Genomic DNA, 26,997 nt, shown 5'->3' with positions numbered 1-26,997 from the left:
CAAAATGAGCAAGCTGCTGCTCCGGTCGGCACTCGTGTTGCTTTTGCTGGCGCTCGGCGTCGTCGCGTACCGGACCGCCCGTTTCCAATCGAAACAGCTCCCGCCCGTGGCCGTCGCCAACTTCTCTTTCGAAAGCCCGGCGCCGCTCGAACGCCTCGCTCGTGCTCTGCGGCATCCGACCGTGTCCTCTCCGGCGCCGGATGAGCGCGCGGCCGTCGCGCTCGCACGCTTCCGCGACTTTCTGCGCGCGGAGTTTCCTCGACTCCACGCCACGCTCGCGCGAGAGATCTTCGGAGGCCACAGCCTTCTCTACACCTGGGCCGGCAGCGACCCGCGGCTTCATGCCGTCCTGCTCGCGGGCCACTACGACGTCGTCCCGGCCGAATCGTCCCGGGGCTGGCGCCATCCTCCCTTTTCCGGCCGCATCGACGGCGGATACGTCTGGGGTCGTGGAGCGCTCGACGACAAGGCGGCCGTGCTGGCGATCATGGAGGCGGTCGAGCATCTGCTCGCGCGCGGCTTTCGTCCGCGCCGGACGATCTTCCTCGCCTTCGGCCACGACGAGGAAAGCGGCGGCGCCAACGGCGCGGCCCGGATCGCCTCGGCGCTGCGCGCCCGCGCGGTCCGGCTGGAGTATGTGCTCGACGAGGGCGGGTTCATCACCGAGGGAATCGTCCCCGGCGTGACCGGGCCGGTCGCGCTCGTCGGCATCGCCGAAAAGGGCTACGCGAGCTTCGAGCTTCGCGCCACCGCGGAAGGCGGCCATACCGCCGCTCCGCCGAAGCGCACCGCGATCGGCGTCCTGAGCGAGACGATCCACAGGCTCGATCAGGCGCCGTTCCCCGCGCGCCTGTCGGAGCCCGTGCGCCGGCTCGTCGAGTATCTCGGCCCGGAGCTGCACTGGCCGTTGCGCGCGCTCCTGGCGAACCTGTGGCTCTCCGCGCCCCTGATCGAGCGGCAGCTGGCGGGATCGGCGCCGACCGCGGCGCTCGTGCGCACCACGCAGGCACCGACCGTTTTTACGGCAGGCAGTCGCGACAACGTCCTTCCGGCCGAGGCGCGGGCTGTCGTCAACTTCCGCATCCTTCCCGGCGACACGATCGCCGCCGTCGAGCGCCACGTGGCGGCCGCCGCCGATCCGTCGGTCACGATCAGCCTCCTCCCCGGCGCCGCCGAGCCTTCGGCCGTCTCGGATCCCGGGGCCCGGGCCTTCCTCTGGCTGCAGCGCGCGGTGGGCGAAACCGCGCCCGGAACCGTCGTCGCCCCGGCGCTCGCCGTCGCAATGACCGACTCGCGCCACTACGCGCCGCTGGCGGCCAACGTCTACCGTTTTCTCCCGATCACCCTGACGCGCCAGGACGTTGCGCGGTTCCACGGCATCGACGAGCGCGTGGCGGCGCGGGACTACGAGCGGTGCGTTGCGTTTTTCGTCCGCTTGATCCTTCACAGCGCAGCCTGAGCCGAGCTTTTGCTCAGCCGGCCGGCCGGCGCACGAAGCCCGAGCGCGCCAGGAACTCGCGCACGACCTCTTCGGGGCGTCGCCGCTCCCCGTCCACGGCGTAGTTGAGGCGGCGCATCTCCTCGACCGTGAGGATTCCTCCCAGCTCTTTGAGCACGCGCCGCAGCTCCGGATGCCGCCGCAGCGCCTCCTGCCGGACGACGGGCACGGCGTCGTAAGGGGGAAAATAACCTCGGTCGTCTACCAGCTCGACGAGCCCGTACCGGCTGATCAGCCCGTCGGTCGAGTTTCCCGCGATCAGATCGACCTGTTTCTCGGCGAGCGCCCGATAGGTGAGAGAAAGGTCCATCTCCCTCACTGCCTGAAACCGCAGGCCGTAGGTCCGGACGAAGCCGGCGTAGCCGTCGGGCCGCGACATGAAGTCCTGCCCGAAACCGGCGCGCCACCGCGGCGCGAGCGCGGCCGCGTCGCTGATCGTCTTCAAGCCGAAGCGCCGCGCGTCCTCGCCGCGCACCAGAATCGCGAATGTATTGTTGAACCCCAGGGGCTCGGTCCACTCGGCTTGAAATCTCCGGGCGTATTCCGCCTTGACGCGCCGGTACACCTCGGCGCGCCCGGCGGGGCGCCGTTCGTTCAGGATTGCGAGCAGCGCCGTCCCGGTGTACTCGACGTAGAGATTGATCTCCCCGGCGACGAGCGCTTCGTGGGCGAGCGTTCCACCGAGATCGAAGCGCCGCTCGACCTCGGTTCCGGTCCGCGCCTCGACCGCCTGCGAGAGCAGCTCTCCCAGGATGAGTTGCTCGGTAAAGTCCTTGGATCCCACGGCGATGCGGCCGGCGGAACGGGCGGGAAGAAAGCTCCACAGGAGCACCGCACCGACGGCTCCGGCCCCCAACAGGACCAGAAGATTTTTTCCCGCTCCGCCGCGCAGCAGACGGCCTCCCTGAAAAGCCCGTTCCACCCGGCCGAGCAGGAAATCGGCGGCGAGCGCGATCAACGCCGCGGGCACCGCCCCCGCCAGCACCAGCACGTTGTCGTTCATCCGGAGGCCCCGAAAAATGTAGCGACCGAGCCCGCCGGCATCGATGGCGGCCGCGATGGTCGCCGTCCCCACCGCGATCACCGTGGCGACGCGGATGCCGGCGATGATCACACCGAGGGCAAGCGGGATCTCCACCTGGAAGAGAAGCTGCCGATCGGTCATTCCCATCCCTCTGCCGGCTTCGCGAATCGCCGGGTCGACGCCGTTGATGCCCGTGAAGGTATTCCGGATGATCGGCAGCAGCGAATAGAGCACCAGCGCCGCGATCGCCGTGCGCGCCCCGATCCCGCCGAGGATTCGCACGCCGAAGAGATGAAGGTTGACCGGGATGAGAAAACCGAAGAGCGCCAGGCTGGGAACCGTCTGCATGACGTTGGCGAATCCCAGCACCGGCCTGGCGAGCCCGGGCCGGCGCGTGAGGAGGATCCCCAGCGGCAGCCCGATCGCCACCGCGATTCCCGTCGACAGCGCGACCAGGAAGAGATGCTCGGCGACCAGCCCCAGGAACTCCTGGCGGTGGCGCGACAGGAACTCGAGCAGGCTCACGCTCCGCTTTCCACCGCCCCGCCGTCGGCCAGACAGCGGGTGAACGCCCGCGCTTCGGGATCGTCGCAGCGGAGCAGCGCTTCCGGCGGCCCAAGAAAAATCATCTTTCCGTCCTTGATCAAGCCGATGCGGCTCGCCAGCGCGAATGCCTCGCGCACGTCGTGGGTAACGAACACCACGGTCTTCTGCAGTCGCTGCTGCAGCGAGCGGAACTCGCGCTGCATATCGGTTCTGGTGATCGGATCGAGCGCGCCGAAGGGCTCGTCGAGCAGGACCACCGGCGGATCGGCGGCAAGCGCCCGGGCGACGCCGACTCGCTGGCGTTGCCCGCCGGAAAGCTCGCGCGGGAACCGGCCGGCAAAGCGTTCCGGATCGAGGCCGACCAGTTGAAGCAGGTCGCGGACGCGCGACCGGATCCTGTCCTCCGGCCAGCGCTCGAGCCGCGGCACGACCGCGACGTTTTCCTCCACCGTGAGATGCGGAAAAAGGCCGACCTCCTGGATGACGTAACCGACGCGCCGGCGCAGCTTGATCGGGTCCCACTCGCGCGTAGGCGTGCCCGCGACCCGCACCTCGCCTTCGGTAGGATCAAGCAGTCGGTTGATCAGCTTCATCGTTGTGGTCTTGCCCGAACCGCTCCTCCCCAGCAGCACGAGCGTCTCGCCCCGCGCGATCCCGAAGCTCAAATCCGAAAGCAACTCACGCCCGTCGGGCAGGCGGTAGCCCACCCTGCGGAACTCTATGAAGGCGTCGTCCGGCACGTCCGTTGAAGAGGCCCTTGCTCAAGCGGCGCTCCGCCGCGGCCGGCCCCCCGATTCCTCCCCGCCCGCTTCGATGATTCGATTCTTAACACGTCCCGAGCTGGACATTCCAGCCGTCTTTCCCCTATAGTAGGCAACTCGCGGTTGCGCTGTCCGGCCTCTTGCGTCCCGGGACCCGGCGCCTTCGGTCTCGGGTTTTCCGCCGCGCAGCGGACGGCTTGAACTGCTGGAACGGTTTGAACGACCGCCGAAGGCGGTCACCTTTGAACGATTTGAACCGCCTGAATCCCCTTTTCCGTCCACAGGAGCACGGTCGCTGGCAGCTCGTCGAGCCCGGCATCTGGTCGCGCGCCGCCGAACGTCCGCCGGACGATCCGACGACCGCCATCCTGAAGACGCTCTCGGATCAGCCGCGCTGGCTCGAGGCTCACTATCTTTACGACGACCGCGGGTCGGATCTCTTCGAGCGCATCTGCGATCTCCCCGAGTACTATCTCACCCGTACCGAGAACTCGATCCTCGAGGCCAGGGCGCCCGAGATCATCGCCGCCGCGCCCGTCGAGTGCATCGTCGAGCTGGGAGCCGGTTCGTCCCGCAAAACCGTCCATCTGCTCGAAGCGCAGCTGCGGCAACGCGGCCGCGGCCTGTTTGCTCCGGTGGACGTGAGCGTCCCGGGGCTCAAGGCTTCCCGCGAGTTCGTCCGGCGTCACCTTCCCGGCATCGACTTCCACGGCCTGCACGCGCGCTACGAAGAAGGCTTCCGCAGCATCGCGAAGGAGCTGCCGACCCTTTTCGTCTTCCTCGGCAGCACGGTGGGTAATTTCACCCCGCCGGCGTTCGCGCGCTTTTTCGACCGCCTCTCCGCCGCCATGGGGCCGGGCGATTTCCTGCTGCTCGGCGCCGACCGTGTCAAGGAGCCGGCTGTTCTCGAGGCCGCCTACGCCGACTCCCGGGGGCTCACCGCGGAGTTCATTCTGAACGTCTTCCTCCACATCAACCGGCTCACGGGAAGCAACTTCGACCTCGGGCGGATGCGCTACGTCTCCCGCTACAACGCGCGATGGCGCCAGATCGAAATGGAGGCCGTCGCCGCCGAACGCCAGCGCATCGATTTTCCGGGGGCCGGCGCTTCTTTCTGGTGGGAATCGGGCGAACCGATCCTCGTCGAGATCAGCCGCAAGTTCGACCCGGAGCAGTTGCAGCAGCAGCTTGGCTTTTTCGGCCTCGCGCCGGTGGCCCACTACACCGACCCGCTGGCCTGGTTCTCTCTGCTGTTGTTCAGGAAGGCCGATTAGCCCACGGCAGCGTCTGCAGCGCGACCGGACCCGCGATCTGGCGGGCCGCGGCCGAAAAATAACCACCGTGGAAAACCCTTCCCTGGCGCCGGAACGATTCTGGCAGGCCGATCCACGGGACCGACGGGTTGCGGTGGTGCACGCCGTGCAGGTTGAAGTGGAGCAGCATCCTCTCCATAGGGCCGGGAAGGCGGAGATTGCGGGCGAAAAGGAGATCGTTCACCGGCGTTCCGTAGTGATAGACGTTGTCGAGAAACGAGATCAAGAACGCCCGGGCCGCGACGACGAAGACGAGCCAGCCCCAGTTTGCTCCGTAAACGGCCGCCGACGCCGCGAGCCATGCAAGCGCGCAGACCCCGTCCTGCCGGATCTCCCGAAGCACGTCTTTTTTCAGCCAGATCCCGAAAAGGATCGCGCTCACGGTCCCTTCGGGGACGAAACGCTCCCGCAGGCCCGCGAGCGCGGACCGGGGCAGAAGGAAGAAGAGCGCGCTCGCCGCTTCGACGGCGTAGAGGCCGCCCAGAATCTGGAAATAGTATCCCGGGCAGGCGCGCACGAACGAGCGGCGCGTGCGATCGTAATACTCCGTTCCCTCCGCCGGTGAACGGTTCAATCGGTGATGCAACAGATGACTCGCCCGCAGAACCCCGAACGGAGAGCCGAACAGAACCGACATCGACCGGCCGAGAACCGCGTTGATCCTGCGGTCCGGATGGAGCAGATCGTGAATCGCTTCGTGGATCAGGCTCCAGAACGGATTCGCGAGCAGGGCGAGCGGCACGAGCGTCCATCCCCAGCGGCCGTCGAGCGGCAGCAGCCACAGGGGCACGACGAAAAACTGATACAGGTTGACCGCGGCGTGCGCCGCCGCGAGCTCCAGGTTGAGCGCCGCCGGGATGGACGAGGTCCGCCATGCGGCCGCCGTCTCCGCGGCTAGCGGCCGATCCTCACTCTGCTGCTCCATAGGCCGAGAAAGACGACGATCCCGAAGACCGTGATCACCGCTCCCGAAATCTTGTGGATCCAGCCGACGATGTAGTGGCTGAAGCGGTCGCGGAACAGGAGCAGGCCGGTAGCGAGGAGGATCCACCACAGGGCCGAGCCGACGAAAACGCCCGCGGTCAGAACCGCCGCGCTGACATAGTGGCCGTTGAGGCTGCCCACGCCCCAGCCTGCGTAGATTGCAAAGAAAGAAAGCACGGTCACCGGATTGGAGAAGGTGAGAAAGAAGGTCGCGGCGTACGCGCGCGAGAGCCCTTTCACCGGACGTCCGGCCGGCACGAGCTGTGGATGGGTGCAGAAGATCTTCACGCCGAGATAGCAGAGAAAGGCGCCGCCGATGACCCGCAGCAACAGCTGGTGGTTGACGAAGAAATCCGAGATCAACCTGAGCCCGAGGGCGGCGATTCCGGCGGCCAGAGCGTCCGCGGTCGCCACTCCCAGACCGGAATAGAGGCCGAACAGAATCCCCATCGACAGCGCCCGGTTGACGCACAGCAGGCCGAGCGGGCCGACGGGAACGGCAACGACGAAGCCGATCAGGATGCCTTGGAGGAACAGATTCGCGGGCAGCACGCTTCACCTCGGGGGAGTGGACCGCGCGCAGCGAAATCCGATGTTGTGGTGCCCCGAGCGCGGGTTGCGCGACAGGGAGGCTCCGCGCTGCGTGGCGGTGAGCTCGCCGGCGGGCGAGTCATGCCCGCCGCCTCGCGTCCCGCGCACCGCCTCCCGCCGTGGATCCTCGCGGCCGTCGGCCGCATCGTAGGGATAGGGCGCGTAGATGCTGCTCACCCACTGCCAGACGTTCCCCGCCATATCCAGGACCCCGTACGGGCTCGCCCCTTTGGGAAAGCTGCCGGCCGGACGCGTCTCGTTCCAGCCCGCGCCGAACTGAGCGCGGCTCTTGTCGGGAGCCTCCATGCCCCAGGGATATTTTCTCCCGTCCGTACCGCGCGCCGCTTTTTCCCACTCCGCCTCCGTCGGCAGACGACCGCCCGCCCAGCGGCAAAAAGCGTCCGCTCCGTACCACGAGACCTCCACCGCCGGATGGTCGGCGAATCCGGGATCGGCCTGCCACTTCTCACCGCGGCGGTGAATTCTGGCGTCGTTGTCGCCCACGTCGTACCAGCTCCGCCCACCGGCCGCAAAGGCCGCCGAGTTCATGAACTCGCTGAATCGGGCGTTGGTCACGGGTATTCGGTCGATCCAGAATTCTTCCAGGGTGACCCGATGGCGCGGCCGCTCGTCCCGGGACCCTTCGTCGCTTCCCATCCAGAAACTCCCCGAGGGAATGCGCACCAGTTCACTCGAACCTGCACGATCCGCCGCCCCTGCGCTCCCACCGAAGACCAGCACCAACACGAGCCAGACGATCATACCTGGGGTTGATCGACCGGTAGACATGCATCGAAAGCGGGCCGAGACCTGAAGAGCGCGGGCACCGCAGCGTAAAGCTCCGGCTTTGGCCCGAGCGGCTGGAAAAGCGGCCCCGGGCAGGATACGGCGGCGGCTTACGGGGCACCGGCGTGTTGACCCCGGTCGAAGGTCTCTGCCACGAGCCACCATGATGCGATGTCTACATACTTGAATTCCATGATAAAGGCGCCGAATCACGGCGTTTCGCCGCATGGTACGCAATGCCGCCGCCGATGGCAAGCTCCGCTTGTCCGTTTTGCGGGCATATGCCACATATTATGAAAGCTTTTCGGTTCACGCGTGATGCTCGAGGTTCGTACGGGGGACCGGGAGCAGGCGCCCGGGGGTTCGCTTTCTTGCGTCCCGGGGCCCAGGGTTTTCGCCGCGAACCGGCCACCTCCAGCAGAGGGCTTGAACCGCTTGAACCGCTCTTACCGATGCGCACCTTCGCCCACCGCGGGATCGTGGAAGGATTTTTCGGGCCTCCCTGGAGCCTGAGGCATCGCGAGGAGATTTTTCGTTTCGGCGCCGCCCGCGGCATGAACACCTATCTCTACGCACCCAAGGACGATCCCTATCACCGCGCCCGCTGGAGCCTGCCGTACCCCGCGTCGCGCTGGCGGGAGCTGCTGCATCTCATCCGCGCCGCGCAGCGCTTTGGCATCGATTTCGTCTACGGTTTCCATCCCGGCCAGGGCCTCTGCTTCTCTGATGCTGCGCCGGTGCAAAAGCTCATCGCCAAGGCCGAGCGCTTTTACGACGCCGGCGTGCGGATCTTCGCCGTGCTTTTCGACGACATCCCGTCGCGCCTCGCTCACGCCCGCGACCGGACGGCTTTTTCCGGCAGCCTGGCGCGAGCCGAGGCGACCTGGATGCAAGCCGTCCTCGAACGACAACCCGCATCGTGGCGCGGTGTGCGCTGGTGGCTCTGCCCGTCCTATTACACCCCCGACCCGATCCTGGCGCGGACCTTCGGGGCATTCGAGCCCGATTTCCTGCCGATCCTCGCGGATTACCTGCCGCCGCAAGTGGCATGTCTCTGGACCGGTCCCCGGGTCGTGCCGCGAACCATCACGTACGCCCATGCGCGGCGCGTCGCGCAAACGATCGCCCATCCGCTCATCCTGTGGGACAACTACCCCGTGAACGACCTGTCCATGAGCGAAGAGCTGCATCTGGGGCCGCTTCGCGGCCGCGACCCCCGTTTGCCGCGCGCCGCCCGCGGCTACCTGAACAATCCCCTGCTGCAGGAAACGCTGAGCTTCATTCCGCTCGCCACCTGCTTCGACTACGCGCGCCGGCCGTCCGCCTACGAGCCGGAGTCGAGCTGGCGGCGGGCGGTCATCGAGAAGTTCGGGGAGGAAGCGCTCCCTCACTGGCTCGCGATCCGAAGATTCTGCGACCGCAGCCGCGCAGCCAGGGAGAGGAAGCAAGGCTTCCGCCCCGGGCCGCGCGAGCGGGCCCGGCTGCGCGATGCGCTGGATTACGCGGCGCGCCACCGCTCGGAAAAGTGGTTTCGCGAGCTGCGCCCGTGGCGGGAAGCGATTTCCCGTGCGCTCGGCTGAGCGCGTGGATTGTCAACGCGGGGGATTTGCGGTAGAGACGGAAAAAACGCGGGCGTTCAAGGAGCTCGTCCGATGGGCTATGAAAACAAGTACGTTCAGGTCGATGGACTGAAGACGCGCTACATCGAGGCCGGAAGAGGACCGGTGGCGCTGCTCCTCCACGGGGCATCCCTGGGCTCCTCGGCCGACGTTTTCGAACGCAACCTCGGACCTCTGGCCGCCGCGGGAGTGCGGGCCATAGCGTACGACCAGCCGGGGTTCGGCCTGACCGACAATCCGGCCGATTACTCCGTTGCCTACCGCCGCCGCTTCATACTCGGCTTTCTCGACGCCCTGGGAATCGACCGAGCCGCCCTGGTCGGCCACTCCCAGGCGGGAGGCATGGCGGTGAGCCTGGCCTTCGAGCACCCGGAGCGGGTCTCCAGGGTGATGGTGCTCGCCACCGGCAGCCTGCTCCCGCCGCTGCCCGCCGGACAGAACCCGGGAGGCGCGCCGCGCGAAGGAGAGGAAGGGACGGCCGCCGAGCCGACCATCGAGCAATCGCGCGCTCTTCTGGAGCACAATCTCTACAACCATGCGTTGATCACGCCGGAGGTCCTAGAGACCCGGCACCGGATGAGCGTCGGCAAGAACTTCGAGGCGTTCGTCAGGCGCGGTGAAGCCGCCCGCGGCGGTGGAGCGCGCGACACGACGCCGATGTGGCAGCGGCTGGTCGATCTTCCCTGCCCCCTGCTGATCATGATCGGCAAGAACGACCGTGGCAACGCGTTCGAACGGGCGACCCTGCTGAAAGAGCGCTACCCGCAGCTCGATCTCCATATCGTCGATCGCTGCAGGCACCTTGTTCAGTGGGACGCCGCCGACGAGTTCCACCGGCTCGCCGCCGGCTTCCTTCTCGATTGAACGCCTGGGGCGGACCAACGAAACTTCCGATGCCAGCGCAAGATCGCGGAATCGCCTCCCTAGCCGATCCGGCGCGCCTGTCCGAGACCATGCGGGAGTTTCGCGCGCGCACGCTCTCGCTCGTCGCCGACCTCGACCCCGGTCGCCTGATCGGGCCCCGGCTGCTCACGGTGAACCCGCCGTTGTGGGAGATCGGCCACGTGGCATGGTTCCAGGAGTTCTGGGTGCTGCGACATCTGCTGCGCCGCCGGCCGCTCATCGAGAACGGCGACCGGCTCTACAATTCGACGGACATCCCGCACGACAGCCGCTGGGAGCTGCCGCTCCCGTCGCTCGACGAGACACTGCGCTACATGGACGCGGTGCAGTCGCGCGCGATCGACTCGCTCGACATGAGCCGCCCGCTTTCTCCGGACGAGTTCTACTTCTACCTCCTCGCTACGTTCCACGAAGGCATGCATGCGGAGGCAATCGCCGCGACTCGCCAGGCCCTCGCCTATCCCGCGCCCGAGCTTGCGCCGGCTTCCCTGTTCGCTCCGCTTGGCGGGGGTCCCTGTCCCGGGGACGTCGACATTGCCGGGGGCAGGTTCCAGATCGGGGCTACGCCCGATTTTCCTTTCGTCTTCGACAACGAGAAATGGGCCCACTGGGTCCACGTCGCCCCGTTTCGCATCGCGCGGGCTCCGGTCACGAACGGTGAATTCGCAGAATTCGTCGAAGCGGGAGGCTACGACCGCAGCGAGTACTGGAGCGCCGAGGGCTGGCGCTGGCGCCGGAGCGGAGGCGTGCCCAACCTCGGGGAATCCTTCGCAAAATTCTGGCAAGGGAGCGGGGCAACGGCAGAAATTCAAAGCCGTTCTGCTCCCATAGATCATCCCGTCTATTGGCGCCGAGGGCCCGGCGGCCGCTGGGAGCAGCGCGTGTTCGACCGCTACGTTCCCTTGAACGAGCACCTGCCCGTCATGCACGTCAGCTGGTACGAGGCCGAGGCCTATTGCAACTGGGCGAATCGGCGCCTCCCGACCGAAGCGGAGTGGGAACTTGCCGCGTCGGCGGAAGGAACGGGCGATCGCGCCGCGCGCCGGCGCCGTTTTCCGTGGGGAGACCTGGCGCCGGATTCGAGCCGCGCCAATCTCGACTGGCGTCACATGGGCCCCGTCGAGGTCGGCGCATATCCCGAAGGCGACAGCGCGTTCGGCTGCCGCCAGATGATCGGCAACGTCTGGGAATGGACCGCTGACGACTTCGGTCCCTACCCCGGCTTTTCACCCGATCCGTACCGCGAGTACTCCCAGCCGTGGTTCGGCACGCACAAGGTGCTTCGCGGCGGCTGCTGGGCTACCAGCTCCCTGCTGATTCGCAACACCTGGAGAAACTTCTACACACCCGACCGCTGCGACGTCTGGGCCGGGTTTCGCACCTGCGCCCGCTGACGCAAACCCGTGAAAATTCACCTGGTCACGCCGGCACCCCTGGCCTTCAACAACGGCAACAAGATCACTGCGGTCCGATGGAACGCGATCTTCCGCAAGCTCGGCCACAGAGTCACCCTGGGGCGGTCGTTCGACGGCCGGCCGTGCGACCTGCTGGTCGCCCTTCACGCGCGCCGCAGCTACGAGTCGATCGCGCGGTTCCACGAGTGCCATCCCGACCGCCCGCTGATCGTCGCCCTCACCGGCACCGACCTCTATCGCGACATCCGCGTCGACCGCCGCGCCCAGCGCTCTCTGGAGATCGCCACCCGCATCGTTGCGCTGCAGCGTATGGCGCTGGCGGAGCTGCCGCCCTACCTTCACGGGAAAACCCGGATCATTTATCAGTCGGCGCGCCCGATGCGCAGCCGCGTGCCGCCGTGGACGAGCGAGCGCTTCAAGGTTTGTGTCGTGGGCCATCTGCGAAAAGAGAAAGACCCGCTGCGCGCGGCGCTCGCCGCCCGCCGGCTGCCGCCCGACTCGCGCGTCGTGATCGCTCACGTGGGCCGGGCGCTCGATGGCAGCCTGCAACGGCGCGCCCGGAGCGAATCGGCGAACAATCCCCGCTACCGGTGGCTCGGCGAGCTGCCGCACTGGAAGACCCGCCGGCTGCTCGCGCAGAGCCATGTCACCGTGATCAGCTCGCTGATGGAGGGAAGCTCGAACGTGTTGTCCGAAGCCCTGGCCGCCTCGGTCCCCGTGGTCGCGGCCCGGATTCCCGGACTGATCGGCACACTGGGAAGCGATTATCCGGGGTTTTTTCCCCCGGGAGACACCTCGGCGCTCGCCGGTGTTCTGCGCCGGCTCGAAAGCGAGCGTAAATTCTACCTGAGGCTCAGGCGAGCCTGTGCGCGGGCCGCCAGGCTGGTGCGCCCGGCGCGCGAGCTGCGCGCCTGGAAATCGCTCCTCAACGAGCTGACCTGACCGTGTCCGTCCGCCCCTCCGCGGCATCATGAATCCAGGGTTTCACCCAGGGCAACAGCAAATAGGCGGGCGCGGACATGAGGAACGTGAGCGCAAAATAGTTGCCGTAACCGTAGCGTTCGGCCCCCAGCCCGCTCGCCGCCCCGACCAACCGCCCGGTCAGCGCGAAAACCGATGATAGAAACGCGTACTGGACCGTGGCATGCTCCTTTTGGCACACGTTCATCAGGAAGGTGAGAAACGCCGCCGTGCCGAGCCCGCCGCTGAACGACTCGAAGACCGAAGCGCCGTAAAGGCCGAAGCGGCCGAGGTCGAGCCAGTCCACCAGTGAATAGCCCAGATTCGAGAACGCCTGTAGCAGGCCCAGCAGCCAGATGCCGCGGAAAACGCCGAAGCGCGCGATGAAAGCGCCTCCGGCCAGCGCGCCCAGGACGCTGAGCGCGATGCCCAGCGTCGTCGGCACCAGACCGATCTGGAACATCAGCTCTTCGTGGGAAGGCCAGATGTTTCTGCCGTAATCCACCCAGAACGGCTTGACCATCGGGCCGATGGCGAATTCTCCGAGCTTGTAGGTCAACACGAACAGCATCAGGGGCACGACCCGCCAGCTGCCCGCCCAGTCGACGAAACCGCGCAGCCAGCGCTCGCGCGCCTCGCGCGCGACGTCGAGCCGCGGGACCGAGGCGGACAGCAACCCCAGGATCACGAAGACCGCGCCCGCGAGGAGGAAAAGCGAGCTCCAGTCCCATCGCGCGGCGAGGAAGACGAGCCCGCCGCCGACCAGCACCAGAGCGACACGATACGCGGAAGCGCGCACGCCGTTGGCGCTTCCTTCCTCCTCGCGCGGTACCAGCGCCACCGAGTAGGAATCGATGGCGATGTCCTGCGTCGCCGACAGAGTGGTCAGCGCCAGGATCAACAGCAAGACGACGCCTCCGGCCGACGCCGCGTCGACCCACGGCAGCGCGAACAGCACCCCGGCGATCCCGCACAGGCAACAGAGAATCCAGATGCGCCGGTCGCCGTAGCGGTGGACGAGCGGCGCCCAGAAGACCTTGAGCGAGTACGGAAGCTCCAGCAACCGAAGGCCGCCGATGGTCCGCAGCGAGACGCCGTTCATGCGAAAATAGACCGGCAGCGCCTCCCACAGGATCGCCGCCGGAGCTCCCTGGATGAAGTAGAGCAGGGCGACGACCGCGAGCCTTTTCTTCGATTCGGGAGACTCCCGGGAAAGGCCGATCAGCGACCAGAAGTTGATCTTCATCCCCGCGCTCGAGAGTTCCACCAGCACTAGCAAATCTCCAGGGACAGATAAAGCCGGGTCCGGGCGCGAAAATTCACCGCCTCTTCATTATCCCTTCACCGTCGATTAAACGGCGGCTCCTACCCTGCGGCAAAATTTCTTCCGAAGGAGGATGGGTTATGCAACGGATGCGCTTCGAGACGATGATCGGGGGCTTGACGTTGTTCGGCGTCGCCCTCTGGATGCAGCCTGGAGGGGCGCTGGCCGCGGGCGCAAGCCCGCGGGTGCCCACCGTTTCCGCGACCCGAGTGTTGAAGGTGGTCAACCCCTCCGATCCCGACCCGGCAAGCCGTCTTTACGTCACCCTCGACATGATGGATCTGGTCAAGGTGAAGGGCGAGAGGATCGTCGTGATGGCGCACGAGATCTTCCCCTCCGGCACGCAAGGCCAGCAAGGCGACATCCCGGGTTTTCCTCTGGCGTCCCCCGACGATTACGACGGCGTCAACCGTGGCCTCGGGCTGGGGGCGATCTCGGCGTGGAATCTGAAGACCGGCGAGTTCTCCTTCTTGATTGCCCCGAAGAACACCGCGGTCGATGAGCGTTACGACGAGAACAAACACACCTCCGGAACCGATCCCGTCAAGGCGACTCCGTGGGGCACGGTGCTGAGCGGCGAGGAGTGGAGCCAGGCACCAAGCGCGACCTTCAACACCCCTGCGCGCGCCGGCCATATCCTTGAGGTCGATCCTCTGCGGCCCGGCGCGCTTTCCAGGATCAAGGCCATGGGCTCCTTCTCGCACGAAGGCATCGCCATCCAGCGGCTGCCGGCGAACTACGCCATCTTTCTGGGCGACGAGCAGCGCGGCGGCGGAGCTTGGAGCGCCGTTCCCCGCGTCGAGAGCTTCACCTGCGCCGACGGAACTCCGCGCCGGGGCGGCGCCGTCTATCGATTCATTCCCGGGCGCAAGCCCGAAAAATTCGGCGACCTTCAGGCGAACGGCGGCACTCTCGCGGCTTTCGACTTTCTCGCCAGGCGGTGGCTACCGATCCCCGCCGACGTGGTGGCCGCCGACAACCCGGACGTGATCCGCTGCTGGGCGGACACGAACCTGAGCCCGATCAGCCTCTGGGAACGCCCGGAGGATTTCGAGTTCGACGACAACACGGGCAACCTCTACATAGCCGTGACAGAGAAATCGTGCGTCGTCGACGCGGGCCGCTGCCTGGTCGACGCTGCGGGCAACACGGTCGACGCCGGGGGCAACCCGATTTCCTTCAACGGCGCCCGCAACCGCGCCGGTCACGTCATCCGCCTCAACCCCGACACCGGCGACTGGTCGGTCTTCGTCGATGCCGACACGGTGAACGCGCAGCTCCGCATTCTCGCTCCCGTATTCGGCAACCCGGACAACCTCGGCCTGGACAACGAAGGACGCGTCTACATTTCCCAAGACGGCGGCAACCCGAACGATAGCCTGTGGATCGCTACGGCGGACAAGAACGGCGATGGGGTCGCGGACCACTTTGAGCGCCTGCTCGACATGGCTGACGCCAATCTCGGGCTCGGCGCCGACACCGGTGAACCCACAGGCTTCCTTTTTCTCGACGAAAAAACGCTTCTCCTGAACTGGCAGGGAAGCGACCGGCAGGACGACTTCGGCCCGGCTCCGATCTCCCGAATCCTGGAGATTCGCCTGGGAGGATCCTCCGCCCCGGCCGTGGCGGAGGCGTCCAGATAACGATCTCGCCGTCGAGAAGGGGCCGGAGAGATCTCCGGCCCCTTCTCGGTTTCGGAGAGCTTCATCCCGATTTCATCCCGGCTTTATTCTCGCTTCATCCGCGCAGCATACGATGAACCCCAGCGCTGAGCCCTTCCGTGCTCGACCGGGTCGCGCCGGAAGCCCGCGTCGCATCGGGCTCGGGGCTTCGAGAACAGCAAGCGGCGAAGACACAGACATTGGAGGATCTCATGGACCGGATAGACCTAGCGGAGCTGATCGAGAACGTCATTGCAAATTTCTCCCGGGGCCACGCCGGGCTCGGGCCGCCGGTTTTCGTTACGATACCGGCCGACCTTCCGGCCGTTCCGTGGAGGGATCCATGCGTGCGCCAATTCGTGAAAGCGTTTCTTTGCGACGTCTTTCTCACGAACCGGTGCGACGTTCCGGTGCGAGTCGCCGCGTACCGACGCTCGAGCCTGACCGACCTCGAGGATATAACCGGAATCCGTCCCGACCACTGGATCCAGCTTCGGGTCTCGGGCCGAGGACTGCAAATCGTCGAGAAGCTGATCGAGAAACGTTTCGAAGAGATGGGTTACCGCTGCGAGGAATGGCTGGTGACCGAGCACTCAGAGGCGGTGCTCGGGATCTTCAGGTCCAGCACGGAACCGGCGGTGAAGATGGTCTTCGGCATCGATCCTACCCGCACCGTGCGAAAATTCGATCTGCTGATACCGATCGCGGAGAGCACGCCGCTGCCGGACTTTTCGGCCCCGTAACGGATTGCGGGGTCTTCAACGAGAAATTCGCCGGAGCTTCACCCGATCCTAACTGGACGACGTTAGCTTTTCCTTCGAGAGGAGGAATGTTCTCATGCAAACGAAAAGGATACTGGCTCCGACCGATCTCACGGAAAGATCACGCGAAGGACTCACCTACGCTCTATCGCTCGCGGCGGAAACGGGTTCCGCGCTGCTGATCCTTTATGTCGCCGACGAGCTTCGAAGCTGGGAGATGATGGACGATGAGCTTTTGCCATCTTGCCGACCGGCGTGGACCGCCGACAGGGTCGCCGCTGAAGCCGCTCTCGACCTCAACCGCTTCCTCGAGAAGCACCGGGACGAAATGGGCCGCGTGGCCGCCGTCGCGACGCGCGTGGTTCTCGGGAAGGCCCCCGAGAAGATCGTGGAGACAGCCCGCAGGGAAGCGGTCGACCTGATCGTGATGGCACCGCGACCCCACGGGGCATTCACTCGTTTTCTGCTGAGAAGCGTCACGGATCGGGTCGCGCGGGAGGCGCCCTGCCCGGTTCTGGCGGTATCGCCCAAAATCGGGCCGCATCCTCGTGGGAGGGCCATCCCGACCACGCTTCCGGCCTTCGCCTTCGAGCGCACTGGAGCCTGACACCCATGACCACGGGAGGATGTAATGAAGCGTAAAATTCTCTGCCCGACCGATTTTTCCGCACATTCTCGAGCGGGCATCGCCTGCGCCGCCTTACTGGCGGCGACGACCGGCGCCGAACTGCTGCTCTTTCACGTGACCCGCTTTCCCTTCCACGAGCTGCTGGTTCCCTGCGACGCCGGAACCGCCGTCATCGAACAACGCCTCCGCGCCCTCGCGGTCTGTCGCCTGCTTCGGGAGGCCGAGGCGGGAATCCGCCGGTTCGTGGAACTCCACTTCGCCCGGCAGTTCGGCGATCTCTCCTGGAGGGCCGTGGCGGGGTTGGGAAAAGTGCCGGCAGAGATCCTCGCGACAGCCTGCCGCGAGGAGGCGGATCTGATCGTCATGGGAAGGCGCGACCGCCCCCCGCTGCAGCGTCTTTTTTCCCGGAGCGTCTCCGAGGCGGTGAGCCGCGCCGCCCCCTGCCCGGTCCTCACGGTCCGGCCGGCGCAGGTCATCGAGCCCGGAGCGGGCTCTCCCACGCCTGCGCTCGCCGCAGTCTTGCAGGGTTCCCGAGCGTGAACGAGCGTACCGTGCCGGTGAGAACCTTCTGGAAGAGATTCGAGGCGGTCCGCTTCTTCAGCGAAGCGGTGGATCTCCTGTTCAAGGCCTTGATCCTGTTCGTTCTGGCGGTCCTAGCCACCGGACTCGTCCGGCTGCTCTGGGAGTCCTGGACCGTCATGCTCGAAAACGACCTCAAGGCGGCTTTCGGTTTGACGGTCACGAACCTGCTGAGTTTTTTCATCATCCTCGAGCTTTTCAAGAGCCTGGTAGAATATTTCCGCGAGCATCGTCTCAAGCTCACATTCATCGTCGACGCGACGCTCGTCTTCCTGCTGCGGGAGATCATGGTCGGCCTTTACCAGCACCAGAGTTCGCCGTGGCAACTCATCGCCCTGGCCGCCCTTGCCCTGGTTCTAGGCTTGCTGCGTACCCTCGCCATCGTTTATTCGCCGATGGAACGGCGGCTGGTGGAGCAGTTGAGAGAGCCCCGCGACGGTCGAACGCGCTCGCCGGAAGACGATTCCGAAACCAAGATCCCCGAGCACGCGCTTTCCGTCCAGTGAACATGTCGCGGGACCCTGCCCTTTCGCGAGACGTTAATTTAACCAGATCTTCACGCTCGTTTTATCGCGCCGTCATCCGCGGGCTTCAGTCTGCGCTCACGGAGCCCATCGAGGCGTCTTTCGGAGTCGAGCTCTCTTCCCCCTTCATCCAGAAATCGAGTGCCCGTGGACCCGTGGGAGCGCGTTATGAACCGCCGACGAAATATCCTCTTTATTTCGCCCGCCGACACCGCCAGCCGCATGGCCGAGGCAATCGCCCGACGGCTTGCGCCGCCGCAGGTCCGAGTCTACAGCACGAGCCCGGCGCCGCGACCCGTACCTGCGCACGCCGCGAAAGTCATGCGCGAGGTAGGTCTCGAGATCCCTGATCGCGGTCCCCGAGGAGCCGAGGCCGTGCCTCTCGCCGAAATCGACCTCGCCATCAGCCTCGGTGAAAAGCCGGCCACGCTGCCAGGGCTTTCCTCTCGCGCGCGACTTTGCCACTGGCCGATTCCCAACCCTGAAAGAGCAAGCGGCGGCGAGTCCGCGATGCAGGCCGTCTACCGCCTGCTGAGAGATGAAATCGACAGGAAGGTCGCCGCGCTCTTTCTCGACTACTGGCGCTGCCCACGCCGCCACTAAACAGTTCGCTGGCTAGGCGGACATCCATCGAAAATGGGCCGAGGCGTGAAGAGCGCGGATATGGGAACGTGAAGCTGGCGCTTCGACCAAAGCGGCCGGATAACCGCTCTCTTACGAACTCGTCAAGGGTTCGGCCGACATCAATTCCCAACAAAAGCCTGCGATCATGTTCGGTTTGGCGCGCGGGGGAATCTTCCGAGCGCCCCGGAGGGCAGTATCGAGCCGTGGCCGCGGAATTTCATTTTTTCTTAGCCGACTCTTCACTCGGACGTCATCGAGCGTTCCTACCTTATAACGCAGGCGACGATCAGGAAATCGGGAAAAAATGAGATTACGCTGCCGCAGCCCATGCCGGAATTCATGACGGCTTAAGTGAACCGTAACACTCCCTTAACAAAGGATATGTAATAAGGAGGAAAACATGATGGTGAGGACGCGCTCCTTTCTATTGCTTTTTGCGGTTCTGCTCGGGCTTTCGGCTTCATCGGCCAGGGCGCAGCTCATCCAGATCGACGGCTCGAGCACGGTCTTCCCGGTCACGGAGGCGGCCGCCGAGGAATTCCAGAAGGCGAGGAGGGGGACCGTAAGGGTAACGGTGGGCATCGCCGGCACCGGCGGCGGCTTCAAAAAATTCTGTCGCGGCGAAACCGACATCAGTAACGCCTCCAGGCCGATCCTCAAACCGGAGATGGACGCCTGCAAGAGGGCCGGGATCGAGTATATCGAGCTTCCGGTCGCTTTCGATGCTTTGACCGTAATGGTGAACCCGAAGAATAATTGGGTTACTTCGATGACGGTCCCCGAGCTCAGGAAGATCTGGGAACCGGCGGCCCAGGGAAAGATCACGAGCTGGAGTCAGGTGCGGGCCGGCTGGCCCAATGCCCCGCTCAAGCTGTTCGGGGCCGGCGCCGACTCCGGGACCTTCGATTATTTCACCGAAGCCATCGTCGGCAAGGCCAAATCGAGCCGCGGCGATTTCACCGCGAGCGAGGACGATAACGTCCTGGTCCAGGGTATTGCGAACGACCGCAACGCCCTGGGATTCTTCGGATACGCCTACTACGCGGAAAACAAGGACAAGCTCAAGGCAGTCTCGATCGACAACGGCAGGGGGCCGGTCGCTCCTTCCGAAAAGACCGTGCTCGACGGCACTTACCAGCCGCTGTCACGGCCGATCTACATCTACGTCAGCAAGAAGGCCGCCGACAGGAAGGAGGTTCGCGACTTCGTGGAGTTCTACATGAAGAACGCCCCGAATCTCGTCAAGCAGGTCAAATACGTGCCCCTGCCCGACCGGGTCTATTCGATGGGCCTTGCCCGGCTCCAGAAGCGAAAGACCGGTACGGCTTTCGCCGGGCACGCCGATGTCGGCGTCACGATCGACGACCTGCTCAAACGTGAGCCGAAGCTTTAGATTTTCGGACCCGAAAACCGCGGGGAGAGAGGGGCTTCCTCTCCCCGCACCGCCATCGGGAAGGAAACGCAATGGGCGACACTCCTGAAGTCGCGCGCGTCGCGGCCCGGAGACCGGTCGGTGCAGCGGCCATGTCGCGACTGAAGGGGCGGCGAATCCGCGAGCGGATCATCGAGCTTTTCCTGTTCCTCGCCGCCTTGTCGTCGGTCGCCATCACCGTCGGCATCGTCGGCGTCCTCCTCTACGAGTCCGAACGGTTCTTCCGGCATGTCTCGCTGGTCGATTTCCTCACCGACACCCAGTGGACCGTGTTGTTCGCCGATCCTCACTACGGTATCCTGCCTCTGGTCGCCGGCACCGCCGTGACTTCCGCAATCGCCCTGCTGGTGGCCCTGCCCCTTGGAACCGTCATCGCCATCTACCTGAGCGAGTACGCTCACGTAAAGGCGCGGGAAATCCTCAAGCCGGTCCTGGAGCTCCTCAGCGCGGTACCGACGGTGGTCTTCGGCTACTTCGCCCTGCTTTTCGTCACTCCCCTGCTGCAGCGGGTGCTACCCGACTTGCCGGGCTTCAACATGCTGAGTGCCGGCATCGTGATCGGCATCATGATCGTTCCCTACGTCAGCTCGCTCAGCGAAGACGCCATGAAAGCCGTACCGGCCCACATCCGGGAAGGCTCGTATGCGATGGGAGCGACCCGCCTGCAGACCGCCGTGCGGGTGGTCGTTCCCTCGGCCTTCTCGGGAATCGCCTCGGCTTACGTTCTCGGCTTTTCCCGCGCGGTCGGAGAGACCATGATCGTTGCCGTCGCGGCGGGCACCCAGCCCAGCCTGACGCTGAACCCGACGCAAGGCGCGGCAACGATCACCGCCTATATCGTTCAGGTGAGCCTGGGCGACCTGCCTCACGGCACCGTCGCCTACCAGAGCATCTTCGCCGCCGGGCTCACCCTGATGGTGATGACGCTGGCCTTCAACATCGCAGGCTACCTGCTGCGGAAACGCTTCAGGGAAAAATATTAGGAATGAGAAACATCGAGAAAAACATCGCCCGGAGAAAAGCCCTCGACGCTCTCTTCGCGATCGTCGGGCTGCTCGCGACGTTCGTCGGCATGATCACCCTGGCCGCGCTGGTCGTGGATCTCGCGGTCGACGGCGCAGGCCGCCTGTCGCTGAAGTTCTTCACCTCCTTCCCGTCGCGCTTTCCTTCCGAAGCCGGGATCCTTTCCGCCTGGGTCGGGACCACTCTGGTCATGCTGGTGACGGCCGTTACCGCGGTTCCCGTCGGTGTCGCCGCGGGCGTTTATCTCGAAGAATACGCGCCCAAGAACTGGCTCAGCGCGCTGATCGAGATCAACATCGCCAACCTCGCCGGGGTTCCTTCCATCGTGTACGGGCTGATGGCGCTCGGTCTGTTCGTCTATCAGCTCAACCTCGGCCACAGCATCTTGACGGCCGGCCTCACGCTCGCGCTGTTGATCCTGCCCATCGTCATCGTGGCCACGCGCGAAGCGGTCCGGGCGGTCCCCGCGACTATCCGCGAAGCCGCGTACGCCCTGGGAGCAACCCGGTGGCAAACGATTCGGGACCACGTTCTTCCTTACTCGACGGGCGGCATTCTCACCGGCGTGATCATCGCTCTGTCCCGTGCGATCGGCGAGACGGCCCCGTTGATCACGATCGGGGCCCTGACGTTCATCGCTTTCCTGCCGGAACCGCCGCTCAAAGCGGAATTTCCGTTCGTCTCGTTCGACTGGCTCATGTCGCCTTTCACCGTCATGCCGATCCAGATGTTCAACTGGATGTCGCGCCCGCAGCACGAGTTCCACGTGAACGCCGCCGCGGCCGGCCTTGTCTTGATGGCGATGACCCTGGCCATGAACGCCTTCGCGATCTATCTGCGCCATCGCTTCCGCAAGCGGATCAAGTGGTGACGGCCCGGGCTGCGAGGATGCCGTAATGAATTTGTCCGGCTTGGCGAAGCCGAAGGTCCCCGTGTCCGGAGCCGCAGCTCCGAGCGAAAGGTCGGCAGCAGCGCCGGCGAAGAGGCCGAACCCGCTCATCCAGGTGAGCGATCTCGACGTGTTCTACGGAACGACGCAGGCGCTCAAATCCGTCAGCGTGGAGATCGTCGAAAAAAAAGCGACCGCCTTCATCGGTCCCTCGGGCTGCGGGAAGACCACCCTTCTGCGCTGCCTGAACCGCATGAACGACCTCATCGCCGACGTCCGGATCACGGGAACGGTCCGGCTCGGCGGAATCGACATCTACGCTCCTTCGACCGACGTGATCCGCTTGCGGCGGCGTGTCGGAATGATCTTTCAAAAATGGAATCCTTTTCCGAAGAGTATCTACGAGAACGTCGTCTACGGGTTGCGCATCGCGGGGATCAACGACCGGAGCACCCTCGACGGGGTCGTGGAGAAAAATCTGAGGCGAGCCGCCCTGTGGGACGAGGTCAAGGACAATCTGCACAAGAGCGCTTCCGAGCTCTCCGGCGGCCAGCAGCAGCGCCTCTGCATCGCCCGCGCTCTCGCCGTGGAGCCCGAAGTTCTCCTCATGGACGAGCCCTGCTCCGCCCTGGACCCGATATCGACCGCGAAAATCGAGGAGCTGATCCACGAGCTGAAGGAGACTTTCACGATCGTGATCGTGACCCACAACATGCAGCAGGCCGCCCGAGTCTCCGACTATACGGCTTTCTTCTACCTCGGGGAGTTGGTAGAATTCGGCGACACGGCAAAGCTCTTCACCAACCCGGAGAAGCGGCAGACCGAGGACTACATCACGGGTCGGTTCGGCTGACAGGGAGGAGCCCATGCGTGCCGAGCACACGGACAAGAAGTACGAGGAGGACCTCAAGAAGCTTCGCGAGAACATTCTCACCATGGGCGGGCTGGTCGAGGAGCAGATCCACAAAGCGGTGAAATCCCTGGTGGAGCGCGACTCGGCCCTGGCCGAGGCGATCATCGAGAGGGACCACGAGGTCAACCGCCTCGACGTCGAGATCGACGAGCTTTGCATCCGGCTGCTCGCGCTCCATCAGCCCGCCGCCAGGGACCTCCGCTTCATCACCACGGGCCTCAAGATCACCACCGATCTCGAACGGATCGGCGACATGGCGGTCAACATCTGCGAGCGCGCGCTCGAGCTCAACCAGGAGCCGCAGCTCAAGCCGTACATCGACATCCCGCGGATGGCGCAGATCAGCGAGCGCATGATCCGCGAAAGCCTCGACGCGTTCGTGCGCGAAGACACGGACCTCGCGCTCAAGGTCTGCAAGGAGGACGAAGAGGTCGACCAGCTCAACAGCCAGATCTTTCGCGAGGTCATCAGCTTCATGATCGCGGATCCGCTCACCATCAACCGGGCGATGAAGGTCAGCTCGATCTCCCGCTACCTGGAGCGGATCGCCGACCACGCCACGAACATCGCCGAAATGGTGATCTTCATGGTCAAGGGCAAGAGCATCCGGCACCTGAAGGAGCTGCCGCCGTCGGTCTGAATCCCGCCATGACCGGTTCGGGGAAAAAGATCCTGGTCGTCGAAGACGAACCCGACATTCGAAAGCTGGTCCGGTACAATCTCGCCCAGGAGCGGTTCGAGGTCCTGGAGGCCGAAGACGGAGAGCAGGCGCTGCGCATCCTGCAGCGGGAGAAGCCCCGGCTCGTCATTCTCGATCTGATGCTGCCGGGGCTATCGGGCCTGGAGCTCTGCAGGATCCTGCGCGACCGGCCCAAAACCGCGAGGCTCCCGATTCTGATGCTCACCGCAAAGGGGGGCGAGGCGGACCGGGTCGTCGGGTTGGAGATGGGCGCCGACGATTACCTGCCCAAACCCTTCAGCCCGCGCGAGATGGTCGCGCGCGTCCGCGCCATCCTGCGCCGGGCCGAGCCCGCGCCGGCCGGAACCCCGGAGCAGGCCTACGAAAACGGCGCGCTGCGAATCGACTTCGCCACCTACGAGGTGTTCGTCGGCGGGAAGCCGGTCCGGCTCACGTTGAAGGAGTTCGAGCTGCTTCGTTTTTTCGTCCAGAACCCGAACCGAGTCTTGAGCCGGGACCAGCTCCTCGATAGGGTCTGGGGAGCGGAAACATACGTGACGCCGCGCACCGTCGACGTTCACATCCGACGCCTTCGAAAAGCGATCGAAAAGGACGACCGCCGGCCGAAATGGATCGTCACCTTGCGAGGCGTCGGTTACAAGTTCGATGAGAAGGCGCTGGAACAATAGCCTCGCTTTCAAGTTCTTCTTCTCGTATTTCGTCGTCACGCTGCTGCTGTTCGCGGGATTCTACCTGTACTCGGCGCCGCTGCTGCGCCGATTCTACGTTTCCCATTTGAGCCTGCGAATGGAGCAGGAGGGACGCGTGCTGGCGCGCGTCCTGCCGCCGCGGCCGGACCCGGGCTCGCTCGATGCGGAGGCCCGCCGGCTGGGGCGGGAGCTCCGGGCGCGCGTCACTGTCATCGCCCCGGACGGCCGCGTGCTCGGCGACTCGGACGAGCCGTCGCAAACGATGGAGAACCATGCCTTCCGGCCCGAGGTGATCGAAGCGCTGCGCTCGGGAGCCGGTGCCGCGACGCGCTACAGCACCACGGTCCGCTACCAGATGCTCTACCAGGCCGTGCGCGACGGCTCCGGAGCGCAGGCGCGCATCATCCGCATCGCCATGCCCCTGAGCGACGTCGAAAGCGTGATCGCCTCGGTCCGGCGCACCCTGCTGCTCGGCCTGCTCGCGGTCTCCGGTCTGGGCCTGCTTCTCGCCCTCGGCTTTTCCCGGCTCCTCGGCCGACGGATCAAGCGTCTGGTCGATTTCTCGCTCGAGCTGGCCAGGGGATCGTTTCCGCAGAACTTCTTCTCCCGCGGGCGCAACGACGAGATCGACGTCCTCGAGCAGCACCTCAGCGAAATGAGCGCCAGCATCCGCGACCACTTCGAGCAGCTCGTGGCCGAGAAGGAAAAGATCGCCTCCATTCTCCGCTGCATGGTGGAGGGAGTCCTGGTTCTGGACCGCAATGGAAATATCCTGCTCATCAACGAGCCGGCCGCGCGCATGCTGCACGCCGAGACCGGGCGCGACCTCGCCGGCACCTCGGTTCTCGAGCTCTCGCGCCGTCCCGAGCTCCTCGCGATCGTCCGCGGCGCCCTCGGGTTCGATTTCGAGCGCGGCCTCTACTCGCGCGAGCTGGAGCTGAAGGACGGCTGCTGGGTGCGGGTGAACGCCACCGGCCTGCTCAACGGCCGGGGGGCGGTGCTGGGCTCGATCCTCGTCTTTCACGACATCACCGAGCTCAAGCGGCTCGAGGCCGTGCGTTCGGATTTCGTCGCCAACGTCTCGCATGAGCTGCGCACCCCGCTGACCGCGATCCGCGGCTACGTCGAGACGCTCCTGCGATCGCCTCCCGCCGATCCCGAGGTCGCCCGGACGTTTCTCGGCATCGTCGACCGCCATTCCGAACGCCTGAGCCGGCTTACCGAGGAGCTGTTGATACTCGCCGATCTCGAATCCGGAAAGATGCGGATCGCGCGGCGGCCGATCGATGTCGCCCAGCTCATCCAGCGCGCGCTGGAGGTCTTCGCCGATCGGGCGTCGAAGAAGAACGTCGGCCTCGAGCACCGTCTCGAGCCCGATCTGCCGCCGGTGCTCGGCGACCTCGATCGCCTGGAGCAGGTGCTCATCAACCTGATCGACAACGCGATCAAGTACACCGACGCGGGCGGCGAGATCGTCGTCTCCGCCGCCCGCGCCCGCGGCGAGGATCGAATCGAGATCGCCGTCGCCGATACCGGTTGCGGCATCCCGGAACAGGACCTGCCGCGAATCACCGAGAGATTCTACCGGGTGGACAAGGCCCGCTCTCGCGAGCTGGGCGGCACAGGTCTCGGCCTGGCGATCGTCAAGCACATCGTCCAGGCGCTCGACGGCCGCCTGCGGATCGAAAGCGCGGTGCGCAAGGGAACCACCGTCCGGGTCGACCTGCCGGCCGCGACCCAGCGCAACCGCGGCAACGTGTTGTTCCTCTGCACCGGGAATTCCTGTCGCAGCCAGATGGCGGAGGGCTTCGCCCGGCGTTGCGCCGCGGACGGGACCAGGATCTACAGCGCCGGGACCCGTCCCAAGGGCATCCATCCGCTCACCGTGCGGGTCATGAACGAGGCCGGGGTCGACATCAGCGGCCAGAGCTCCAAGTCGCTGGAAGCCGTGCCGGTTAGCGAGATCGATCTCGTGGTGACCCTTTGCGGCGAGAGCGACGAGGAGTGCCCGGTGCCCGCGGGCACCGCTCCCCGGATGCACTGGCCGCTTCCAGATCCGGTGGCCGTCCAGGGCGACGAGGAAACCGTTCTCGCCGCTTTCCGGAAGGTGCGCGACGAGATCCGCGCCCGCGTCGAGGAGCTCTTCGGCTGCGTTCCGTCCCGCTAACCTTGACAAGCCGATTGCACGGCTGTTACGTTACTCGCCAAGCGAGCCCGGCGGCAGCGATGTTCAAGTTCATTCCCAATCAGGACAAGTTCTTCGATCTTTTCAAGGAAGCGGCGCAAAACACCCTTACCGGAGCGCGGGCGCTCAAGCAGATGTTCGACGAAGGGCAGAATTTCCAGGAGTCGTGGAAAAAGATCAAGGAGATCGAGCACGAGGGCGACCGCCTCACCCACCGGACGATCCGCACGCTCAACCAGACGTTCATCACTCCCATCGACAGCGAGGACATCCATGCTCTGGCCACCGCGCTGGACAACGTGACGGACGCCATCGAGGCGGCCGCTTCCCGGGTGGTTCTGTACAAGATCCAGAAGATCGCCCCCGAGGCCCTGGAGCTCTCGGAAATCGTGGTCAGCAGCACCGAGCAGCTCGTCAAAGCCATCTCTCACATGCCCAGGCTCGAGGACATCGACGACTACTGCATCGAGATCAACCGCCTCGAAAACGCCGCCGACGAGATCTACCGCAAGGCGATCGAAGCCCTCTTCGACCACGATCGGCCGCCGCTCGAGGTCATCAAGTGGCAGGACATCTTCGACATCCTGGAATCCGCCACGGACCGCTGCGAGGACGTCGCCAACATCCTGGAAAGCATCGGGCTGAAGAACGCCTGACCCGCCTCG

At 65.3% G+C, this 26,997-nt stretch carries 26 protein-coding genes; 20 read left to right on the top strand and 6 right to left on the bottom strand.

Annotation, left to right across the window (positions count from 1 at the left end; genetic code table 11):
• Positions 1 to 4 precede the first annotated feature (4 nt).
• Complete coding sequence (locus VNN77_00710) at positions 5 to 1,459, top strand: M20/M25/M40 family metallo-hydrolase (protein HXG49911.1); 1,455 nt, start codon at positions 5 to 7, stop codon at positions 1,457 to 1,459.
• A gap of 13 nt (positions 1,460 to 1,472) precedes the next feature.
• On the opposite strand, the gene VNN77_00705 is transcribed toward VNN77_00710, so the two are convergent.
• Together VNN77_00705 and VNN77_00700 are read right to left on the bottom strand one after the other, a co-directional pair.
• Positions 1,473 to 3,047 carry a glycine betaine ABC transporter substrate-binding protein gene (locus tag VNN77_00705; GenBank protein ID HXG49910.1) on the bottom strand — a complete coding sequence of 525 codons (1,575 nt, stop codon included), beginning with the start codon at positions 3,045 to 3,047 and terminating at the stop codon, positions 1,473 to 1,475.
• Entirely contained in the window at positions 3,044 to 3,808 is a 765-nt protein-coding gene (locus VNN77_00700; protein ID HXG49909.1) for an ATP-binding cassette domain-containing protein, read from the bottom strand. The genes VNN77_00705 and VNN77_00700 overlap by 4 nt, the downstream gene beginning before the upstream one ends.
• A gap of 263 nt (positions 3,809 to 4,071) precedes the next feature.
• Between VNN77_00700 and VNN77_00695 the strand changes: the two genes are divergently transcribed.
• The gene (locus VNN77_00695; protein HXG49908.1) at positions 4,072 to 5,103 is read left to right on the top strand and encodes an L-histidine N(alpha)-methyltransferase; all 1,032 of its coding nucleotides are present in this window, start codon (positions 4,072 to 4,074) and stop codon (positions 5,101 to 5,103) included.
• Here the strand turns inward: VNN77_00695 and VNN77_00690 are convergent.
• From VNN77_00690 to VNN77_00680, 3 genes are read right to left on the bottom strand one after another with little or no spacing between them, the layout of a single operon-like run.
• Entirely contained in the window at positions 5,087 to 6,067 is a 981-nt protein-coding gene (locus tag VNN77_00690; GenBank protein ID HXG49907.1) for a fatty acid desaturase, read from the bottom strand. The two genes, VNN77_00695 and VNN77_00690, sit on opposite strands and share 17 nt — an antisense overlap.
• Positions 6,037 to 6,678 carry a LysE family transporter gene (locus VNN77_00685; GenBank protein ID HXG49906.1) on the bottom strand — a complete coding sequence of 214 codons (642 nt, stop codon included), beginning with the start codon at positions 6,676 to 6,678 and terminating at the stop codon, positions 6,037 to 6,039. The genes VNN77_00690 and VNN77_00685 overlap by 31 nt, the downstream gene beginning before the upstream one ends.
• Positions 6,679 to 6,681: 3 nt before the next feature.
• Positions 6,682 to 7,479 (bottom strand): SUMF1/EgtB/PvdO family nonheme iron enzyme, encoded by a 798-nt coding sequence (locus VNN77_00680; protein HXG49905.1) that lies wholly within the window; start codon positions 7,477 to 7,479, stop codon positions 6,682 to 6,684.
• Positions 7,480 to 7,955: 476 nt separating this feature from the next.
• On the opposite strand from VNN77_00680, the gene VNN77_00675 reads away from it, so the two are divergent.
• From VNN77_00675 to senB, 4 genes are all read left to right on the top strand, one after another.
• The gene (locus tag VNN77_00675) at positions 7,956 to 9,083 is read left to right on the top strand and encodes a beta-N-acetylglucosaminidase domain-containing protein (protein HXG49904.1); all 1,128 of its coding nucleotides are present in this window, start codon (positions 7,956 to 7,958) and stop codon (positions 9,081 to 9,083) included.
• Between the two features lie 72 nt (positions 9,084 to 9,155).
• Positions 9,156 to 9,986: an alpha/beta hydrolase gene (locus tag VNN77_00670; protein HXG49903.1), complete on the top strand. Its 831-nt coding sequence runs from the start codon at positions 9,156 to 9,158 to the stop codon at positions 9,984 to 9,986.
• A 29-nt stretch (positions 9,987 to 10,015) separates the two neighbouring features.
• The gene (senA, locus tag VNN77_00665) at positions 10,016 to 11,419 is read left to right on the top strand and encodes a selenoneine synthase SenA (GenBank protein ID HXG49902.1); all 1,404 of its coding nucleotides are present in this window, start codon (positions 10,016 to 10,018) and stop codon (positions 11,417 to 11,419) included.
• Positions 11,420 to 11,428: 9 nt separating this feature from the next.
• Positions 11,429 to 12,382 (top strand): selenoneine biosynthesis selenosugar synthase SenB, encoded by a 954-nt coding sequence (gene senB / locus VNN77_00660; GenBank protein ID HXG49901.1) that lies wholly within the window; start codon positions 11,429 to 11,431, stop codon positions 12,380 to 12,382.
• Here the strand turns inward: senB and VNN77_00655 are convergent.
• On the bottom strand, positions 12,366 to 13,673 hold the full coding sequence (locus VNN77_00655) for an MFS transporter (GenBank protein HXG49900.1): 1,308 nt from the start codon (positions 13,671 to 13,673) through the stop codon (positions 12,366 to 12,368). The two genes, senB and VNN77_00655, sit on opposite strands and share 17 nt — an antisense overlap.
• Before the next feature lie 131 nt (positions 13,674 to 13,804).
• Here VNN77_00655 and VNN77_00650 point away from each other — a divergent pair, with 131 nt between their 5' ends.
• The 14 genes from VNN77_00650 to VNN77_00585 all read left to right on the top strand — a co-directional run bounded on the left by VNN77_00650 (position 13,805) and on the right by VNN77_00585 (position 26,988).
• Entirely contained in the window at positions 13,805 to 15,367 is a 1,563-nt protein-coding gene (locus tag VNN77_00650) for an alkaline phosphatase PhoX (protein ID HXG49899.1), read from the top strand.
• Positions 15,368 to 15,597: 230 nt separating this feature from the next.
• Complete coding sequence (locus VNN77_00645; GenBank protein HXG49898.1) at positions 15,598 to 16,128, top strand: hypothetical protein; 531 nt, start codon at positions 15,598 to 15,600, stop codon at positions 16,126 to 16,128.
• A 94-nt stretch (positions 16,129 to 16,222) separates the two neighbouring features.
• Entirely contained in the window at positions 16,223 to 16,753 is a 531-nt protein-coding gene (locus VNN77_00640; GenBank protein HXG49897.1) for a universal stress protein, read from the top strand.
• 24 nt (positions 16,754 to 16,777) lie between these two features.
• A complete protein-coding gene (locus VNN77_00635) occupies positions 16,778 to 17,314 on the top strand; it encodes a universal stress protein (protein ID HXG49896.1) in 537 nt (178 codons plus the stop codon).
• Positions 17,315 to 17,325: 11 nt separating this feature from the next.
• On the top strand, positions 17,326 to 17,859 hold the full coding sequence (locus VNN77_00630; protein ID HXG49895.1) for a phosphate-starvation-inducible PsiE family protein: 534 nt from the start codon (positions 17,326 to 17,328) through the stop codon (positions 17,857 to 17,859).
• A 186-nt stretch (positions 17,860 to 18,045) separates the two neighbouring features.
• Entirely contained in the window at positions 18,046 to 18,480 is a 435-nt protein-coding gene (locus VNN77_00625) for a low molecular weight phosphatase family protein (GenBank protein HXG49894.1), read from the top strand.
• A gap of 424 nt (positions 18,481 to 18,904) precedes the next feature.
• Entirely contained in the window at positions 18,905 to 19,894 is a 990-nt protein-coding gene (locus tag VNN77_00620) for a PstS family phosphate ABC transporter substrate-binding protein (GenBank protein HXG49893.1), read from the top strand.
• A gap of 131 nt (positions 19,895 to 20,025) precedes the next feature.
• Positions 20,026 to 20,916 (top strand): phosphate ABC transporter permease subunit PstC, encoded by an 891-nt coding sequence (gene pstC, locus VNN77_00615; GenBank protein HXG49892.1) that lies wholly within the window; start codon positions 20,026 to 20,028, stop codon positions 20,914 to 20,916.
• 2 nt (positions 20,917 to 20,918) lie between these two features.
• Positions 20,919 to 21,827: a phosphate ABC transporter permease PstA gene (gene pstA / locus VNN77_00610; GenBank protein ID HXG49891.1), complete on the top strand. Its 909-nt coding sequence runs from the start codon at positions 20,919 to 20,921 to the stop codon at positions 21,825 to 21,827.
• A 25-nt stretch (positions 21,828 to 21,852) separates the two neighbouring features.
• Positions 21,853 to 22,698 (top strand): phosphate ABC transporter ATP-binding protein PstB, encoded by an 846-nt coding sequence (gene pstB, locus VNN77_00605; protein ID HXG49890.1) that lies wholly within the window; start codon positions 21,853 to 21,855, stop codon positions 22,696 to 22,698.
• Between the two features lie 13 nt (positions 22,699 to 22,711).
• Positions 22,712 to 23,398 carry a phosphate signaling complex protein PhoU gene (gene phoU / locus VNN77_00600; protein ID HXG49889.1) on the top strand — a complete coding sequence of 229 codons (687 nt, stop codon included), beginning with the start codon at positions 22,712 to 22,714 and terminating at the stop codon, positions 23,396 to 23,398.
• Between the two features lie 8 nt (positions 23,399 to 23,406).
• The gene (locus tag VNN77_00595) at positions 23,407 to 24,126 is read left to right on the top strand and encodes a response regulator transcription factor (protein ID HXG49888.1); all 720 of its coding nucleotides are present in this window, start codon (positions 23,407 to 23,409) and stop codon (positions 24,124 to 24,126) included.
• A complete protein-coding gene (locus VNN77_00590; protein ID HXG49887.1) occupies positions 24,104 to 26,314 on the top strand; it encodes an ATP-binding protein in 2,211 nt (736 codons plus the stop codon). The genes VNN77_00595 and VNN77_00590 overlap by 23 nt, the downstream gene beginning before the upstream one ends.
• 59 nt (positions 26,315 to 26,373) lie before the next feature.
• A complete protein-coding gene (locus VNN77_00585) occupies positions 26,374 to 26,988 on the top strand; it encodes a DUF47 family protein (GenBank protein HXG49886.1) in 615 nt (204 codons plus the stop codon).
• Positions 26,989 to 26,997 lie beyond the last annotated feature (9 nt).

The sequence above is a fragment of the Candidatus Zixiibacteriota bacterium genome (assembly GCA_035574315.1).
GTDB lineage: Bacteria > Desulfobacterota > Binatia > UBA9968 > UBA9968 > DATLYW01.
The sequence above is the reverse complement of the archived record's forward strand: the minus strand, read 5'-3'. Positions and strand labels throughout refer to the sequence as shown.

What these genes read in the sequence shown, in the direction of transcription:
- VNN77_00640 (HXG49897.1), top strand. Translation starts at nt 16,223, where the DNA reads ATGCAAACGAAAAGGATACTGGCTCCGACCGATCTCACGGAAAGATCA.
- VNN77_00595 (HXG49888.1), top strand. Translation starts at nt 23,407, where the DNA reads ATGACCGGTTCGGGGAAAAAGATCCTGGTCGTCGAAGACGAACCCGAC.
- VNN77_00590 (HXG49887.1), top strand. Translation starts at nt 24,104, where the DNA reads ATGAGAAGGCGCTGGAACAATAGCCTCGCTTTCAAGTTCTTCTTCTCG.
- VNN77_00710 (HXG49911.1), top strand. Translation starts at nt 5, where the DNA reads ATGAGCAAGCTGCTGCTCCGGTCGGCACTCGTGTTGCTTTTGCTGGCG.
- senA (HXG49902.1), top strand. Translation starts at nt 10,016, where the DNA reads ATGCCAGCGCAAGATCGCGGAATCGCCTCCCTAGCCGATCCGGCGCGC.
- phoU (HXG49889.1), top strand. Translation starts at nt 22,712, where the DNA reads ATGCGTGCCGAGCACACGGACAAGAAGTACGAGGAGGACCTCAAGAAG.
- VNN77_00620 (HXG49893.1), top strand. Translation starts at nt 18,905, where the DNA reads ATGGTGAGGACGCGCTCCTTTCTATTGCTTTTTGCGGTTCTGCTCGGG.
- VNN77_00680 (HXG49905.1), bottom strand. Translation starts at nt 7,479, where the DNA reads ATGATCGTCTGGCTCGTGTTGGTGCTGGTCTTCGGTGGGAGCGCAGGG.
- VNN77_00585 (HXG49886.1), top strand. Translation starts at nt 26,374, where the DNA reads ATGTTCAAGTTCATTCCCAATCAGGACAAGTTCTTCGATCTTTTCAAG.
- VNN77_00675 (HXG49904.1), top strand. Translation starts at nt 7,956, where the DNA reads ATGCGCACCTTCGCCCACCGCGGGATCGTGGAAGGATTTTTCGGGCCT.
- VNN77_00670 (HXG49903.1), top strand. Translation starts at nt 9,156, where the DNA reads ATGGGCTATGAAAACAAGTACGTTCAGGTCGATGGACTGAAGACGCGC.
- pstC (HXG49892.1), top strand. Translation starts at nt 20,026, where the DNA reads ATGTCGCGACTGAAGGGGCGGCGAATCCGCGAGCGGATCATCGAGCTT.
- VNN77_00625 (HXG49894.1), top strand. Translation starts at nt 18,046, where the DNA reads ATGAACCGCCGACGAAATATCCTCTTTATTTCGCCCGCCGACACCGCC.
- pstA (HXG49891.1), top strand. Translation starts at nt 20,919, where the DNA reads ATGAGAAACATCGAGAAAAACATCGCCCGGAGAAAAGCCCTCGACGCT.
- VNN77_00635 (HXG49896.1), top strand. Translation starts at nt 16,778, where the DNA reads ATGAAGCGTAAAATTCTCTGCCCGACCGATTTTTCCGCACATTCTCGA.
- VNN77_00690 (HXG49907.1), bottom strand. Translation starts at nt 6,067, where the DNA reads ATGGAGCAGCAGAGTGAGGATCGGCCGCTAGCCGCGGAGACGGCGGCC.
- VNN77_00645 (HXG49898.1), top strand. Translation starts at nt 15,598, where the DNA reads ATGGACCGGATAGACCTAGCGGAGCTGATCGAGAACGTCATTGCAAAT.
- VNN77_00650 (HXG49899.1), top strand. Translation starts at nt 13,805, where the DNA reads ATGCAACGGATGCGCTTCGAGACGATGATCGGGGGCTTGACGTTGTTC.
- pstB (HXG49890.1), top strand. Translation starts at nt 21,853, where the DNA reads ATGAATTTGTCCGGCTTGGCGAAGCCGAAGGTCCCCGTGTCCGGAGCC.